At 36.2% G+C, this 16453-nt stretch carries 15 protein-coding genes; 8 read left to right on the forward strand and 7 right to left on the reverse strand.

What is annotated here, in order from left to right; all coding sequences use genetic code 11:
- Positions 1 to 83: 83 nt before the first annotated feature.
- The 4 genes from AWV75_RS07340 to AWV75_RS07355 form a co-directional block, all read right to left on the reverse strand.
- Complete coding sequence (locus AWV75_RS07340) at positions 84 to 335, reverse strand: type B 50S ribosomal protein L31 (protein WP_060873764.1); 252 nt, start codon at positions 333 to 335, stop codon at positions 84 to 86.
- Positions 336 to 645: 310 nt separating this feature from the next.
- Positions 646 to 861, reverse strand: coding sequence for a hypothetical protein (locus tag AWV75_RS07345; RefSeq protein WP_002986823.1), 216 nt, complete (start codon positions 859 to 861; stop codon positions 646 to 648).
- Between the two features lie 492 nt (positions 862 to 1353).
- Positions 1354 to 3771, reverse strand: a complete 2418-nt coding sequence (locus AWV75_RS07350; RefSeq protein WP_060873765.1) for a heavy metal translocating P-type ATPase — start codon at positions 3769 to 3771, stop codon at positions 1354 to 1356.
- Between the two features lie 88 nt (positions 3772 to 3859).
- Entirely contained in the window at positions 3860 to 4423 is a 564-nt protein-coding gene (locus AWV75_RS07355; protein ID WP_060873766.1) for a helix-turn-helix domain-containing protein, read from the reverse strand.
- Between the two features lie 234 nt (positions 4424 to 4657).
- Here AWV75_RS07355 and AWV75_RS07360 point away from each other — a divergent pair, with 234 nt between their 5' ends.
- From AWV75_RS07360 to AWV75_RS07390, 7 genes are all read left to right on the forward strand, one after another.
- Positions 4658 to 5239 (forward strand): DUF4199 domain-containing protein, encoded by a 582-nt coding sequence (locus AWV75_RS07360; RefSeq protein ID WP_060873767.1) that lies wholly within the window; start codon positions 4658 to 4660, stop codon positions 5237 to 5239.
- A gap of 9 nt (positions 5240 to 5248) precedes the next feature.
- The gene (locus AWV75_RS07365; RefSeq protein ID WP_197429570.1) at positions 5249 to 6214 is read left to right on the forward strand and encodes a glycosyltransferase family 2 protein; all 966 of its coding nucleotides are present in this window, start codon (positions 5249 to 5251) and stop codon (positions 6212 to 6214) included.
- An 11-nt stretch (positions 6215 to 6225) separates the two neighbouring features.
- On the forward strand, positions 6226 to 7953 hold the full coding sequence (locus AWV75_RS07370) for a phospho-sugar mutase (RefSeq protein ID WP_060873769.1): 1728 nt from the start codon (positions 6226 to 6228) through the stop codon (positions 7951 to 7953).
- 65 nt (positions 7954 to 8018) lie between these two features.
- Entirely contained in the window at positions 8019 to 9848 is a 1830-nt protein-coding gene (locus AWV75_RS07375) for an ABC transporter ATP-binding protein (protein ID WP_060873770.1), read from the forward strand.
- A gap of 149 nt (positions 9849 to 9997) precedes the next feature.
- The gene (gene pncB, locus AWV75_RS07380) at positions 9998 to 11191 is read left to right on the forward strand and encodes a nicotinate phosphoribosyltransferase (protein WP_060873771.1); all 1194 of its coding nucleotides are present in this window, start codon (positions 9998 to 10000) and stop codon (positions 11189 to 11191) included.
- A gap of 96 nt (positions 11192 to 11287) precedes the next feature.
- Complete coding sequence (locus tag AWV75_RS07385) at positions 11288 to 11707, forward strand: nucleoside-diphosphate kinase (RefSeq protein WP_002986848.1); 420 nt, start codon at positions 11288 to 11290, stop codon at positions 11705 to 11707.
- A 512-nt stretch (positions 11708 to 12219) separates the two neighbouring features.
- Positions 12220 to 12924, forward strand: a complete 705-nt coding sequence (locus tag AWV75_RS07390) for a hypothetical protein (RefSeq protein ID WP_060873772.1) — start codon at positions 12220 to 12222, stop codon at positions 12922 to 12924.
- Between the two features lie 89 nt (positions 12925 to 13013).
- Here the strand turns inward: AWV75_RS07390 and glsA are convergent, their stop codons facing one another.
- Genes glsA through AWV75_RS07405 form a run of 3 tightly spaced genes read right to left on the reverse strand, consistent with a single transcriptional unit; the run spans position 13014 to position 16007 of the window.
- On the reverse strand, positions 13014 to 14045 hold the full coding sequence (gene glsA / locus AWV75_RS07395; protein WP_060873773.1) for a glutaminase A: 1032 nt from the start codon (positions 14043 to 14045) through the stop codon (positions 13014 to 13016).
- A gap of 3 nt (positions 14046 to 14048) precedes the next feature.
- Positions 14049 to 15080, reverse strand: coding sequence for an AMP-binding protein (locus AWV75_RS07400; protein ID WP_060873774.1), 1032 nt, complete (start codon positions 15078 to 15080; stop codon positions 14049 to 14051).
- Between the two features lie 21 nt (positions 15081 to 15101).
- Complete coding sequence (locus tag AWV75_RS07405; protein ID WP_060873775.1) at positions 15102 to 16007, reverse strand: CPBP family intramembrane glutamic endopeptidase; 906 nt, start codon at positions 16005 to 16007, stop codon at positions 15102 to 15104.
- A 43-nt stretch (positions 16008 to 16050) separates the two neighbouring features.
- On the opposite strand from AWV75_RS07405, the gene arsC reads away from it, so the two are divergent.
- The gene (gene arsC / locus AWV75_RS07410) at positions 16051 to 16392 is read left to right on the forward strand and encodes an arsenate reductase (glutaredoxin) (RefSeq protein WP_060873776.1); all 342 of its coding nucleotides are present in this window, start codon (positions 16051 to 16053) and stop codon (positions 16390 to 16392) included.
- Positions 16393 to 16453 lie beyond the last annotated feature (61 nt).

Raw genomic sequence — 16453 nt, forward strand, 5'->3', positions numbered from 1 at the left:
AAAAACAGCACTTTTTGATTAGATATAAACAAAAAAACCTTCCAATTGCTTGGAAGGTTTTCGTTATCTTAAATAAATTCAGACTATTTGTTGAATTTAGCATATTTGCTTTTGAATTTATCGATACGTCCTGCAGTATCAATAAGTTTAGATTTACCTGTGTAGAATGGGTGAGATGTACGAGAAATCTCCATTTTGAACACTGGGTACTCTACTCCATCAACTTCAATTGTTTCTTTTGTATCAACTGTTGATTTTGTAATGAATACGTCTTCATTTGACATATCTTTAAATGCTACTAATCTGTAATTTTCTGGGTGAATACCTTTTTTCATGATAAATCTTGTTTAAAAAATTGAGCTATTCTCTATCTCGAAGCTTCCTGTTCTCAAGAAAGGTGTAAACGTCGAATAACTTTTGGGTTATACTTATTTTATTAAGCATGCAAATTTACAATTTAATTTGAAACTACAAATTTTTTTATTGTTTTTTTATTTGAGGTGAGACGGTGTCGTAGTGAAGATATAGAGGTGGTGAGATGGTGAGGTGGTGTGGTGGTGTGTTGCTTCTCATCGTCTCATCGTCTCACCTTCAAATCGTCTCATCGTCTCACCCTCTCATCGTCTCACCACCTCACCTTTCTTATTACAAGCTTTCTGCTTTAAATCCTTTTTTCTTAATGATGTTTACTACTTCCTCTGCTGTTAAAGCATCGTTTTTTACAGTTAAAATTTTATCACTGACTGTAGTATCTACTGTCCATTGTCCTTCTCCAACTGCTTCATTTAAATCAGCTGTTACTTTACCTACACAGTTTGAGCAATTTAAATTGGTCTTAAATTGAATATTTGTATTGTCCATTTTTATATCTTTTTAAATGATTATTACTAAAGCAAATATCCTTCCTTTTCTGCGATAATCTGTTATACTATTCTCAGTATATTTTGTGAGATTTATTGTTTTTCTCTCTTTATTTCATTTCTTATTTACGCGTTGAACAATAAAGCTTTTCGCTCTGCTTTTATTCTTTCTTTACTAACCTTGGTTTAAAATTTACTACTCCTTAGATTGAAGTTTACTTGGAGTTTGCTTGGGGGTTTCTTCGAGTTTTATTCGATAAAAGCCCTTTTTGTCGAAGGATAGTCCAAGAAAGGTCGAAGGAAACTCGAAGGAAGACCTCAGTATCTATTAATCATCCCCTACGAACAACCGTATAAACGCTCCGTTATCCTTTTTATCTTCTATTTTCTTTTTCAGCCTAGTTCTGTCCATCACACCAATAAAAAAAGTGCCTCTGGTTTAAAGAGGCACTTTTTAAAACAAATTATAGATGAATCAAACTGTACTACATTTTTATTTTTTCCATTTTAAGCGCAAACTATTACTCACAACGCTTACACTACTTAATGCCATAGCAGCACCTGCTATCATTGGATTTAATAAAAATCCATTAACTGGATACAAGATTCCTGCAGCAATCGGAATACCTATTAAGTTATAAATAAAGGCCCAAAACAAGTTTTGTTTGATGGTGCTCACCGTTTGTTTAGATAATCGAATCGCTTGTGGAATTTTAGTCAAGTCTGAAGAGATGATTGTCATTTTTGCAACATCCATCGCAATATCACTTCCTTTACCCATAGCAATACTGACATCTGCTGTTGCCAAAGCGGTACTATCATTAATTCCATCCCCAACCATGGCTACCACTTTTCCTTGTTGCTGTAATTCTTTTACAAAATTAGCTTTATCCTGTGGCAGTACTTCTGCTTTATAATGTTGAATTCCCGTTTGTTTAGCAATAGCTTGTGCCGTTGCTTCATTATCTCCTGTAAGCATATACAATTGAATGCCCATTGCTTGTAACTCTTGAATCGCTTGCACTGACGTTTGCTTGATTTGATCCGAGATGGCGATAACAGCCAACGCTTGTTTACTATCCGCGAACCAAACCACTGTTTTAGAAGCTGCCCCCCATTGAATCGCTTGTTCTTGTAAGCTATTCGCAATGGTAATCTGATGTTCCTGTAATAATTTTTTATTTCCTACATAGTAGGTTTCACCCTGATAATCTGCTTTTGCTCCTTTTCCTGTAATACTATCAAAAGCAGTAATTGTCGTTTGTTCTTCTGTTTTAAAATAAGCGACTACCGCCTCTGCTAATGGGTGTTCCGATTGTTTTTCAATACTGAGTAAAACCTCTTTTCTCGCATCGTTATCCTCCAGCCATTTCATTCCTGTTACCTGAGGTCTTCCTTCTGTGATGGTTCCTGTTTTATCCAATACAATAGCAGATACATTTTTCGCCAATTCTAAACTTTCTGCATCTTTAATCAAGATTCCGTTTTCTGCTCCTTTACCAACTCCTACCATGATCGCCGTAGGCGTTGCTAATCCCAAGGCACATGGACAAGCGATAACCAATACCGTTACAGCAGCTAATAGACCTTGAACAACCCCGTGTTCTCCACCGAGTAATAACCATAAGACAAAAGTTAATACGGCGATTCCTAATACAACAGGAACGAATATTCCCGCAATTTTATCTACTAATTTTTGTACAGGTGCTTTACTTCCTTGCGCATCTTGTACCATGCGGATAATTTGCGCCAACATCGTTTCTTTGCCTACTTTAACCGCTTCAAACTGAAAGCTTCCTTTTTGATTTATTGTTCCAGCAAAAACCTTTTCCCCTTCTTTTTTCAATACAGGTACAGGTTCCCCACTGAGCATACTTTCATCCACATACGAATTTCCGGTCAATACCATCCCATCTACTGCAATCTTTTCTCCTGGTTTAACAAGAAGTACAGCACCAACCTCTACTTCCTCAATTGGTATTTGTTTTTCTGTTCCGTCCGCCTGAATAACGAGCACCGTTTTCGGCTGAAGTCCCATTAATTTTTTAATTGCAGAAGACGTATTTCCTTTCGCTTTCTCTTCCAATAATTTTCCAAGTAAAATAAAAGCGATGATTACCGCTGCTGCCTCAAAATAAACGTGTGCTTCTAATCCTCTACGCGCCCAGAAATCGGCAAAAAGCATATTGAATACACTGAAAATATACGCAATTCCTGTACTCAATGCTACTAATGTATCCATATTGGCTGAGCGATTTTTCGTTTGTTTCCATGCATTAACGAAGAAATCTTTTCCAAAATACAACAAAACTGGCGTGGAGAATAACCACATAATTTCATTGCCATACGGCATATCCATAAAAAACATCCCAATAACAACCACAGGAATAGACAGGATTACTGCCCCAAACGTTTTTCGTTTTAATTGTTTGAATTTTTCAGCGTGAATCGCCTCTAAAGATTCTTGTTGTTTGTTTTCATCTACAAGTAGTAAATCATACCCTGCACCTTGTACCGCTTTTTGAAGTTGTGCTGCATTTGTCAAAGTAGGTAAATACTCTACCGTTAAATTGCCTGTAGCAAAATTCACTGAAGCCTCTACCACACCCTCTTCAAAACTAACAATGCTTTCCGCACTACCCGCACAAGAAGCACAAGTCATTCCCAAAACAGGAAAGGTTTGTTTTACGGTTGGTACTTCATAACCCAAATCGCGAACTTTTTTTACTGCTTGCCCAATAATTTCAGAATCGGCAATTGAAATTGCTACTCGTTCATTATTCAGTTCAACCTTGGGTGACTCAATGCCTTTTACTTGAGTCAATCCTTTTTCTACAATTAAAGCACAATGTTCGCTGTGAACTTGCTCCAACGGTAGATATACTACTTTATGTTTACTATTCGTCGTCATAATTCTACTGGTATTTGTATGATGCAAATTTGGCAACTATATATGGGTAAACTGTTATGTAATTTCGGGTTTGATTTGTAACTTTTACTTATACCTCGTCAAGTGGTTTTCTTTTATTCTCGCGTATTTTCTTGAAATGACTAGGGGTTAACCCTGTTACTTTCTTAAACTGATTGCTCAAATAAGCAACACTTGAATAGTTGAGTCGATGAGCAATTTCGCTCAGAGACCATTCATCATACACCAATAGTTCTTTAATTTTCTCCACTTTCTGTGCTATAAAGTATTTCTCTATGGTTTTGCCTTCAATTTCAGAAAACAAATTAGATAAATAGTTGTAGTCATGTCCTAGCTCCTTGCTCAAGAAATCAGATAAATTCGTTTTTAAATCATTGTCTTGGTAATGTACCAGTTCAACAATACTCGTTTTAATACGCGCAATAAGTTGGCTCTTCTTATCGTCAATTAGATAAAATCCCAAAGCAACCAAAGCCTGACTCAAGGCTTCTTTTTGTTGATCGCTTAGTTCTTGTTCCAATTCAACTTCTCCGAGTTTAATCTCTTTAATCGTCAAACCCAGCTTTTCAACTTCCTTTTGAACCATTAATGTACAGCGATTGCACACCATATTTTTGATAAACAGTACACTCATACTTTATTTTTTGTGCAAGAATTTGCTTTTCCGCTCTTGTTGTAAAAATAGTAAAAACAAGGCAAGAAAGAAAGCGATTCCTCTTCCTACACGAAATCAACAAGAAGTAAAACGAATGCTATTTTTCTAAAATAGTTACACATTTCGCTATCTTTTACCTTTCTTCCCTTATCACAGCAAACTAAAAGGGTATTTTAGTATATTTGTAACTTACATTTTTTTGAAAACACACTGATGAAGAACCCACTCAATAAAGTAGGCATAACATTCGGGATTGTACTAGCGATTTACTACGTCCTATTTAACTGTACCTTATTTTTTACAGACAAAACCCTTTTTGCAAACAAATTCGTAGGCTTTTTTAATATGGCCGTTATCATAATCATTGGCGTATTATGTGTATTTATTGCAAGAAGAAAAGTGGGCGGTTATGTAACATTTCGAGAGGCTTTTACGCCTTATTTAATTACAATTGCCATTGGTGTAACGGTGAATTACCTGATGTACAACATTTTGTTTAACCTGGTTGATCCTTCTGCGAAAGAAGTGATTAATATCGCTTTACACGATATGCTGGTTGATACCTTAAATAATTCAGGATTACCACAAGAGCAAATCAATGAACAGCTAAGCAAATCACAAGAGCTTAATCAGTTTGAACCTAAGTCTCAACTTTTTATGTGGGCAGGTAGTATTTTACGTATGTCTATTTTAGGTTTATTATTGGCTGCAATTTTCAAGAATAAATCGGAGTTCACCAATATGAATAATGACGAAGCTCAGGAAGCAACAACGGCTACTGATCAAAATAGTTAATACATGAGTATCAATATATCGATTGTCATCCCTTTGCTGAATGAAGCAGAATCCTTACCTGAGTTGTATACTTGGATTAGTAAGGTTATGCAAGAACACAACTTTACCTATGAGGTTTTATTTGTGGATGATGGTAGTACGGATAACTCGTGGAACATCATCACGACTTTATCACAGCAACATCCTGCTGTAAAAGGAATCAAGTTTCAGCGCAATTTTGGAAAATCTCAGGCGTTACATGCTGGTTTTGCACAGGCGGAAGGAGATGTTGTTATTACGATGGATGCAGACTTACAAGATAGCCCAGATGAGATTCCAGGATTATATCACATGATTACCCAAGAGCGCTTTGATATGGTATCCGGTTGGAAGAAAAAGCGATACGATTCTGTACTTGCAAAAAATCTACCTTCTAAGCTATTCAATTGGGCTGCTCGTCAAACCTCAGGGGTACAGCTTCATGATTTCAATTGTGGATTAAAAGCGTACCGCAAGGAAGTCATCAAAAATATTGATGTATCAGGCGAAATGCACCGCTATATTCCTGTCCTTGCCAAGAATGAGGGCTTTGATAAAATTGGCGAAAAAGTAGTACAACATCAAGCGAGAAAATACGGTACAACCAAATTTGGGATGAGTCGTTTTATTTATGGCTTTTTAGATTTAATCACCATTTGGTTTTTATCTAAATTTGGTAAAAGACCGATGCATCTTTTTGGTACCTTAGGGGTGATTACTTTTATGATTGGATTTTTAGCTGCTGCTGGAATTGGCGCAAGTAAACTAATCAAATTGTACCAGAATAAACCAGCAATTTTGGTTACCCAAGATCCTTGGTTTTATATCGCACTAGCAACTATGATTATGGGAACGCAATTGTTCTTGGCTGGTTTCTTAGGCGAACTTATTTTACAAACGAAATCGAATACAAATAGATATAAAATTGCTGAATACAGTGGTTTAAACGAACGCTAAATTAGAAGGACATGCAAATAGAAAAAGAAATTTTAGCAAAAGCAGAACAGTGGTTGAAACAACCCTTTGATGCTGAAACGCAAGCTATTGTACAACAATTACTTGACAGTGATACTGCTCAATTGCAAGATAGTTTTTACAAAGACTTAGAATTTGGAACAGGTGGAATGCGTGGTGTTATGGGTGTAGGTACCAACCGCATCAATAAATACACACTAGGAAAAAACACCCAAGGTTTATCCAACTTCATCAAACAGTCCTTTCCTAATCAAGAATTAAAAGTGGCTATCAACTATGATTGCCGTCACAATAGTAAGGAATTAGCCAAAGTTGTAGCAGATGTATTTACGGCGAATGGAATCCATGTGTACCTTTTTGGAGATATGCGCCCAACGCCTGAATTGTCTTTTGCTGTGCGCTACTATGGTTGTCAAGCAGGAATTGTTCTAACAGCCTCACACAACCCACCCGAGTACAACGGATACAAAGTCTATTGGTCTGATGGAGGGCAAATTGTACCACCAGAAGATGTCGCAGTCATTGATGAAATCAATCAATTGACCTATGAGCAAATCAACTTTACTGGAAATGATGCATTGATCACAACAGTTGGAGAAGAATTAGACCAGGCATTTATTCAATCTACCATTGAAAATGCTAGTTTTAATACGCCTCAAACCGTTAAAGATGGATTAAAAGTTGCTTATACTTCGCTTCATGGTACTTCAATCAAATTGATTCCTAGAACCTTAAAAGAAGCTGGATACAACAACGTTTATATCGTTAAAGAACAAGAAGAACCGAATGGGGATTTCCCAACGGTAAAATCACCAAATCCAGAAGAACCAGAAGCCTTAACGATGGCAATGGCTTTAGCAGAAGAAAAAGGAGCGGATATCGTTATTGGAACCGATCCAGATTCTGACCGTATTGGTATTGGTGTTCGCGATTTAGATGGACAAATGATTTTGCTTAATGGAAATCAAACCATGGTGATGATGACTGCCTTTTTACTAGAACAATGGAAAGTAAACCGCGGTTTTACAGGCAATGAATTTATCGGATCTACGATTGTTTCTACACCGATGATGCTAGATGTAGCGGAGAGTTATGGTGTAGAATGCAAAGTGGGATTAACTGGATTCAAATGGATTGCCAAATTCATCAAAGAATTTCCAAACCAACAGTTTATTGGTGGAGGTGAAGAAAGTTTTGGTTATATGGTTGGCGATAATGTACGCGACAAAGATGCAGTAGCTTCTGCCCTACTTGTTTGTGAGATTGCGGCCCTTGCTAAAGCAGCAGGTAGCTCATTCTACCAAGAGTTGATGAATTTATACATCGATCACCGTTACTACAAAGAGCATTTGATTTCCCTTGTGAAAAAAGGAATTTCAGGTGCACAAGAGATTAAACAAATGATGGTAGAATTACGCGAAAACCCGTTAACTGAAATTATCGGACAACGTGTGGTATGCGTAGAAGACTATCAAACCAGTCAAGCGAGAAACCTAATCACAGGCGATACAGAATCGATTAATATTCCGAAATCCAATGTATTGATTTACTACCTAGAAGATGGCACAAAAATAGCGGCACGTCCTAGTGGAACGGAACCAAAGATCAAATTCTATTTCAGTGTCAATGAGTGGCTAGACAGCTTGGATGATATCAAAGAAGTAGAACAATTCTTAACCGATAAGATTCAGGCAATCATTGATGAAATGAAACTGAACTAAACAGCATCAAAGGACTGGTTATACCAGTCTTTTTCTTTATTTTTTGCTTTTTATATTGAACAAATATGAACGAATATTTTAAAAAAATAATCTATTTCGCTAAGCCGTATAAATCATACGCTTATCTCAATGTTTTTTTCAACATTCTATACGCGCTTTTTAGTGCTTTAGGTTTTTTAGCCTTAATTCCCATGCTGACTATTTTATTTGGCGATGGTAAAAAAGTACTTGAAGAACCTACTTATACGGGTATTGGGCATTTAAAGAATTATTTAGAAGACTATATGTCGTTTTTTCTAACCCAATATACGGCTGAACACGGCGCTCAAGATACGTTGATGGTTATGGCCTGTGTCGTAATTTCAATATTTTTACTTAAAAACCTATTCAACTATTGGGCGATGTACTTCATCACCTTTTTGCGCAATGGAGTTTTAAAAGACATTCGCAATGCGATGTATAAAAAATCGGTGGATTTACCCTTGGCTTTTTTCTCTGAAAAACGCAAAGGAGATGTAATTTCTAGAATGACGTCCGATGTATTGGAAATTCAACACTCTTTCTTATCTATTTTAGAAGTTGTAGTACGAGAACCGTTGACCATTGTATTCACGATTATTGCTATGTTTGCTATTAGTACAGAGTTGACTATCTTTGTTTTTGTCTTTGTACCCATTGCAGGAATCATCATCTCTCAAGTGGGAAAAACACTAAAGAAAAGTTCACAAAAAGCATCAGAAGAACAAGGGTATTTTCTTTCTATTATTGAAGAATCTTTGTCTGGATTAAAAGTTATTAAGAGCTTTAATGCGGAGCAGAGATTCAACAAAAAATTTCAAGATTCGACGCAATCTTTCTACGAATTGAATAATACAATTTTAAATCGCCAAAACTTATCCTCTCCGTTGAGTGAGTTCTTAGGAATTGTTACGATTGCAGTCTTATTGGTTTATGGAGGACACTTAGTATTAGGTGAAGGCACCCTAACAGGGGCATCATTTATTGCTTATATTGGTATGGCTTATAATATATTAACACCAGCCAAAGCGATGTCTAAAGCGTCTTATGCCTTGAAAAGAGGAAACGCAGCTGCAGAACGTGTATTGGAAGTTTTAGAAGAAAACAACCCTATTATGAGTCCGGAGCATGCGATTCAAAAAGAGAGCTTTGACGATAAGATCTCTATTGAAAACATCAGCTTTAAGTATGAGAATGATCTTGTATTAAAAGATTTTAGCTTGACGATTCCCAAAGGAAAATCGGTCGCTTTAGTTGGACAATCTGGAAGTGGTAAAAGTACATTGGCAAACTTATTGACTCGTTTTTGGGATATCAATGAGGGATCAATTAAGATTGACAATGAAGACATCCGCAATATGGACTTACACAGCTTGCGCAATTTAATTGGTTTAGTCACCCAAGATAGCATCTTATTCAACGATTCCATCAAAGCCAATATGCTCTTGGGCAATGAGAATGCAACCGATGAAGATATCATTGCAGCCTTGAAAGTAGCGAATGCGTATGAGTTTGTTCAAGATTTACCGCAAGGTATTAATACGAATATTGGTGATTCAGGTAGTAAGTTATCTGGTGGACAAAAACAGCGTTTATCGATTGCTAGAGCAGTATTGAAAAATCCGCCGATTATGGTATTGGATGAGGCTACTTCTGCTTTAGATACAGAAAGCGAAAAACTGGTACAAGACGCATTGGAAAACATGATGAAGAACCGAACTTCTGTTGTGATTGCCCACCGTTTATCTACCATTCAAAATGCGGACTTAATCGTTGTGATGCAAAAAGGAAAAATTGTAGAACAAGGAACGCACGAAGAATTAATGAAACAAAATGGAACGTATATGAAACTCGTTTCTTTACAATCCTTTGAATAAACAATCAAAATTCAACCCGCTTTTATCTCATTTAACAGCGGGTTTGTTTTTTTTATCTCTATTTTAAGATATATCCTTACGACTTTTCGTACCTTGTATGCTTGCGCTTTAATCTGATGTACAAGTCGATCGATTAACCCAATAAAGCTATGGAAACAACAACTACTCCTCAAGTCATTCCTTCTATTTTAGACAATGACTTCTATAAATTCACCATGCAACACGCAGTGGTAAAGCAATTTCCCTATGCAAAAGCATCGTATATTTTTATTAACCGCGGGCAACATAAATACCCTCCTGGATTTGCAGAAGCGTTACGAGCAGCTGTAGATGAAATGGCGAAGCTCAAGTTGACCAAACAAGAAAAATTATTTCTTCAAGTGACTTGTCCCTATTTAGATCCCACCTATTTGGATTTCTTACAAGGGTATCACTTTGATCCATCGGAAGTGGAAATCACACAAGAAGGAGAAGATTTAGAAGTAGCCATTAAAGGTTATTGGTATCGAACGATTCTTTGGGAAGTACCGTTGATGTCTATGATTTGTGAACTGTATTACAAATTGACAGGATCTGAGAGAGAATCAGACGACATCATTCGAGCAAAGACGAAAGAGAAAATTGAAAATTATAAAAAATTAGGAATTACCATTGCTGAATTTGGTACGAGACGCAGGCATTCATATGCGGTTCACCAAGTGGTAGTGGAAACCTTACAACAATATGGTGGAGGAACATTTATCGGAACGAGTAATGTTCATTTAGCGATGAAATACTGCACGAAACCTATTGGAACACATGCACATGAATGGTTTATGTTTCACGCGGCTAAATATGGCTTTAAAATGGCTAATTCCATGGGATTGGAACATTGGGTTGACACGTATAGAGGAGATTTAGGAATCGCCTTAACGGATACGTATACAAGCAAAGTGTTCTTTGAATCCTTTGACAAAAAATTTGCTAAGCTTTTCGATGGGGTACGCCATGACAGTGGAGATCCGATTGAATTTGCCAATCAAACCATCGCTCATTACAAGATGATGAATATCGATCCGCTATCCAAAACCATTATTTTTTCGGACGGATTAAACCCTGAAAAAGTGGAACGCATTGCAACGTATTGTAAAAATCGCATTGGTATGTCCTTTGGAATTGGCACCGATTTCACGAATGATGCAGGATTACCTGCCTTGAATATTGTCATCAAAATGTCTCAGGCCTTTCCAGAAGGTGGACCTTGGACCGATGTAGTGAAACTTTCAGATGAACCTAAAAAACATACGGGAACACCTGAAATGATTGATTTAGCACAGCGTTTATTGGATATTCCAACGACGTAATACAATTACTTCACGTTGAACGTGAATATTTTGAATTAAAACATATTATATTAGACATAAAAGTCTATTTTTGCAAAAAATTTAATTTTAGAACAAATGGCAACGAACAGAACTTTTACAATGATTAAACCAGATGCAGTAGAGGCTGGTCATATCGGTGGAATCCTTAACATGATTACAGAAGCAGGATTTAAAATTGTTTCTATGAAGTTAACTCAATTAACAGTTAGAGACGCACAAAAATTCTACGAAGTACACGCTGAAAGACCTTTCTATGGTGAATTAGTTGAATTCATGTCAAGAGGTCCAATCGTAGCAGCTATTTTAGAAAAAGATAACGCTGTTGAAGATTTCAGAAAATTAATCGGAGCAACTAACCCTGCTGAGGCAGCGGAAGGAACAATCCGTAAAAAATACGCTAAATCAATTGGAGAAAATGCTGTTCACGGATCTGACAGCGATGAAAATGCAGCAATCGAAGGTGCATTCCATTTCTCTGGTAGAGAGCAATTCTAATTCATTTAGAAGCTAAAAAATTAAGAAACCACGAACATGGTTCGTGGTTTTTTTTTGTTCTTTATTTAGTCATTATAGCCTCGTGATTGATTCTAAACTCATCCATTCTTATAACAGAGCTACTCTTTGATCAAACTCCTATTCCCTATTTTTTACTCCAACCTCAATCTTATCCGTATCGTCATTTGGTCAACAAAGTAGACGGGAATAACAGTCGCCTTATACTAAAAATACGCATAAAGCAACCTGATACAATTTAAAATGTTAAAAATAAAATATTTTAACATTTTAAGTTACTATATACTAGGTCAAATCCGTATATTAGACTGATTTATCATTTTTACAATTAATTACAATGAAACAAAAATATTCTTACTGCATGTGTTTTATTTCAAAGTCCAGATAGGCTTTTACCTCTATGCACTCTAATTGAGTGGGTTTAGCTACTTTTTTTGATGAAGGCGTTGCAGTACATTTTTATTCTACTCTACGTTTAATCAAAATTTTCTATTATGAAAACGGTACACATCAAACTCTTCTTTCCCAAAAACTGGAATCGAACCAAGCAGTTAGAAATCTATTACGAGCAAGCACTTCTTGCTTCGGTCAAGCCAAATGAATCCATCATCATTCAACTTCCCCAAGAAGCAACCTCCATCCGTTGGAAACTCAGTCATTTTAAGAATTCCATTGCTCTTCCCGAAGAAGATAGCATCTATTTAGTGTTATCCATGGACTTAGGAAAAGGGTTTATACAACCTTATTTCAAAACCTGGCAATCCAAATGCATTCAAGGTACGCTTGTTTCACAAGTGGAATTTGAACAAAGTAATCAAGCGGCCTGTTATCCGAATAAGCAAACCTGGCTTCCTATTGCCAAACTAGATCGACCGATTCTTTACATTGGCCTCCTCATTGGCGTAATCAGCTTACTCTATGCCATTTATGCGCAAACGACCTGGAGTGCCTTATTGTTTTTATTGAGCGGTGGAACCATCGTTTCTTTATTGATTTTGATTTTTGAGAAAAACAACGTTGCTTTAGGAGATTACAAAGGGCGTATGTGGGCTTCGATTGGTAGTTTTATTCTTATTATCTTAATGATTCCCAAGAAAGATTACTCCATTCAGATTCTATTATTCATCCTAACGATAGGTTTCGTCCTGCGCTTTTTATATCGTATCCGAAAATTACATGCAACCAAACAACTACACTAAACCACTATAAAAAGCCCCAATAAACACATTCATTTATTGGGGCTTTTGTTTTGTATTACCGTTTCCTTTTGCAAGGGGTTTTCTTTCCATTAAAATAGGCTCAACTCGAATTGATTCACGAAATCATAGAGGATGCGATAGCCTACTACAGAATTTCCATGCTGATCTAAAGCCGGATTAAAGACTCCAATTCCCATTTTATTAGGTACACTAACAGCAATTCCTCCACCTACACCGGATTTACTAGGTAAACCCACTGTTCTCGCATATTCACCGCTAAAATCATACATTCCAGCAATCAACATTTGCGCTTGGATTAATCGAGCTAAATCGCGATTGTAATACGTTTTATCTCCATCAAAACGCGTGCAACCATTGGCATAAAAATATCCAATTTTAGCCAAATCTTCTGCAGTTACCTCAATAGAACATTGCTTGAAATAATTGTCTAATTTATTTTCTTCTCCTTCGATTAAACCATTGTTTTTCAATAAATAAAAAATACCTCTATTACGGTGTCCTGTTTCTTTTTCAGATAGATACACCGCTTCATTCATCACAATCGATTCATTTTTCGTAATATATCGAAGCATGTTTAGTATTTTCTGATAAGCAACCTCGCCATCTCCTTCAATGAAAGCAGTAGTTAATATTGCCCCAGCATTCATCATGGGATTTAAGGGTTTGCCTGCCGTTTCTAGATTAGCATAGTGATTGAACGCTTTTTCAGTTCCATAATATCCAATGCGATCATATAATGCTTTCTCCCCCTTTTCTTGTACTGCAATCATTAACGCAATTACTTTTGAAATACTTTGGATGGTAAACTTTGCCTTTACATCTCCTACATTGAGGATTTCACCATTGGATTTAACAACAGAAAAAGCCACTGCTTGTGGATTTGCTTTTCCCAATTCAGGAATATAATCTGCTACTTTTCCTTCTTTATAATAGGGCTTATCTTGATTTACTATTTGTTGCATCAGCTCTAAAGTAATTTGCTGATCTAATTTTGTTTGACTTTTCTGCGCTACACTTTGATTCACCTGACTGATTCCTACCAACATAACCAATAGTACTATTTTTTGTATTCTTACTATATTCATCTTTCTTAAAAGCATTTATTAGTTTATATTTTTACTTCTAATAACCTTGCCTGATTCTGTTTCAATAAATTGATCTACAAATTGAATTTCTTTGGGTCTTTCGTATTTAGTTAATCCATCAAAAACGTCCTCTGCTAAGGCATAAGGTTGACTTTCGATAACGAGTACAACAATAGTACCAAAATAATCATCTGCTTTACCTCCAACAAAAAAACGCGCCTTTATTTTAGTTGCTAATTTTTCTTCAATTTGTTCTGGAAATAATTTAACTCCTCCACTATTAATCACATGATCAAAACGTCCCAACCACTCAAATTGTTTGGCACTAATCAATCGAACCAAATCATTGGTCACAACGGGATGCGGATTAACTGTTGGTACATCAATCACCAAACAACCGCGTTCATCTGTTTGAATCGCTGCATGTGGTAAAACTTCAAAATAAGGAGTTCCTATTTTTTTTGCTGCAATATGGGTGATGGTTTCCGTCATTCCATAGGTTTCGTATACCTGTGTTCTTTTCTCTTGTAACTTTTGTGCCAAGATAGGGGAAACTTTAGCTCCGCCAATAATAAGCGTCTCAATCTGATCCATTTCTTCTAGACTATTTTCCACTTGCATGGGCACCATTGCAACAAAGTCATACTGTGTATTGGTCTCAGCTAAGGGACGTGCAGTGGGTTTACAGACGTCTAACTCCCATCCAAATAAAAGGGCGCGAATAAACATCAACTTCCCACCAACAAATTGCGTTGACATACACAAAAGTGCTTTACTTCCTTCTTTTACATCAAAAAAGCGAACCGTTGCTTCCGCTGAGGCCCGCATCGCTGCTTTGTCTAATTGGATTTCTTTTGGTGGACCTGTAGTACCGGATGTACGCTGCACCATATAAGTCTTATCATCCAGCCAAGCGCAAATCAATTGTCCCAAATCGCGAAGATACTCCTCTGTCGATTGCAGCAGGATTAAGGCTTCTTGTTTAAGAGAATCCACCGTATGTGTCACTCCGTTTAATTTAAATCGGGGGTGAATATAGTTGTTATTCATACACTAAAACATCATAAAAATTTAAGCAACTCTACCGAATAAACGATTTTTCCAATCTTTCCATTGGTATCTTTTGGCGAAAATCACCAATAAAATAGGGTAGAAAACAAATACTTGCCAAATAAATTCCCAAACGGATACCTGATCCTGTTCAGCAATATTTAAAAATAGGGAATTTGTTTGAAAAATGGTCCAACTTGAAGTAACTAATAGTGCACCTATCAAATTATTAGCTGCGTGAAACCCTAGTGCTAATTCTAATCCATCATCCATCAACGTCATAATCCCCAAGAAAAAACCAGTACCAATATAGTATACCATAATTCCACCACCTAAAGTTTCTACTTCGGGATTCGCTAAGTGCAATAAACCAAAAATAACAGAGGTTACAATTAAAGCAATTCCTCTATTTCTGGTTGCTAATCCTACTCCTTGCATCAGATAACCTCTAAAAAAATACTCTTCAAAACTGGTTTGGATGGGAATAAAAATTAAGGCAATAACAAAGAATCCGAGAAAAGCGGGCAGATTAAAATTAAAAACAAAGTTTGTTGGATCTAAAAAATAACTGATAGAAAAACTCACAAGAATCAATATTGTTTGGCAAACAAAGGCAAATCCAAAGCGCTTCAAATCAATTTTTGTTCGGGATGTAGTTAAACTAACTAGTGATTGTTTATGGGCAAACAACACCCATAAGGCTAATAATAGCAAAAAAACAGAAAATGGAACAATTAATTGAAAAAACGCCATATTTTTTCCTAAAATCTCAATTTGAGAGTTCAATAACTCTTTAGTGGAAATCGAAGAATATTTTGTAACTAACCAGTTTACAAACATAATCATCAAATAAAAGAAGGTAAACGGAACATAATACAGTATTTGTCTCTTACTTACTTGATGTTGTAGTTGATCGATGTATTTCATTTTTCAAAAAAATTGCTATATTTGAGAACAAACCCTAACACTTATGATTACAATTTATCACAATCCTCGTTGCAGTAAATCAAGAGAAAGTATTGCATTTATGGAACAACAAGGTGTAGCGTACAAAATTATAAAATATTTGGATGCAAACCTTAGTTATGACGATATTAAAGCGTTACTCCAAAAGTTAAACTACTCCCCTATTGAGCTAGTACGAACCAAAGATGCATTTTGGCAGGAAAACTTTGCAGCTAAGACACTTTCTGATGATGAAATTATTCAAGCGATGGTTGATTATCCACAGATTATAGAACGACCTATAGTTGTAAATGGATCAAAAGCAATCGTAGCAAGACCAACAGAAAAAATTTACCAGATCCTCTAATTAACGTTATTTTAACAAATAAGATATTAAACCAAAGGATCAAATTATAGTCTAAGTTTAA

This window comes from Myroides odoratus (genome assembly GCF_001549985.1).
Classification (GTDB): domain Bacteria; phylum Bacteroidota; class Bacteroidia; order Flavobacteriales; family Flavobacteriaceae; genus Flavobacterium; species Flavobacterium odoratum_A.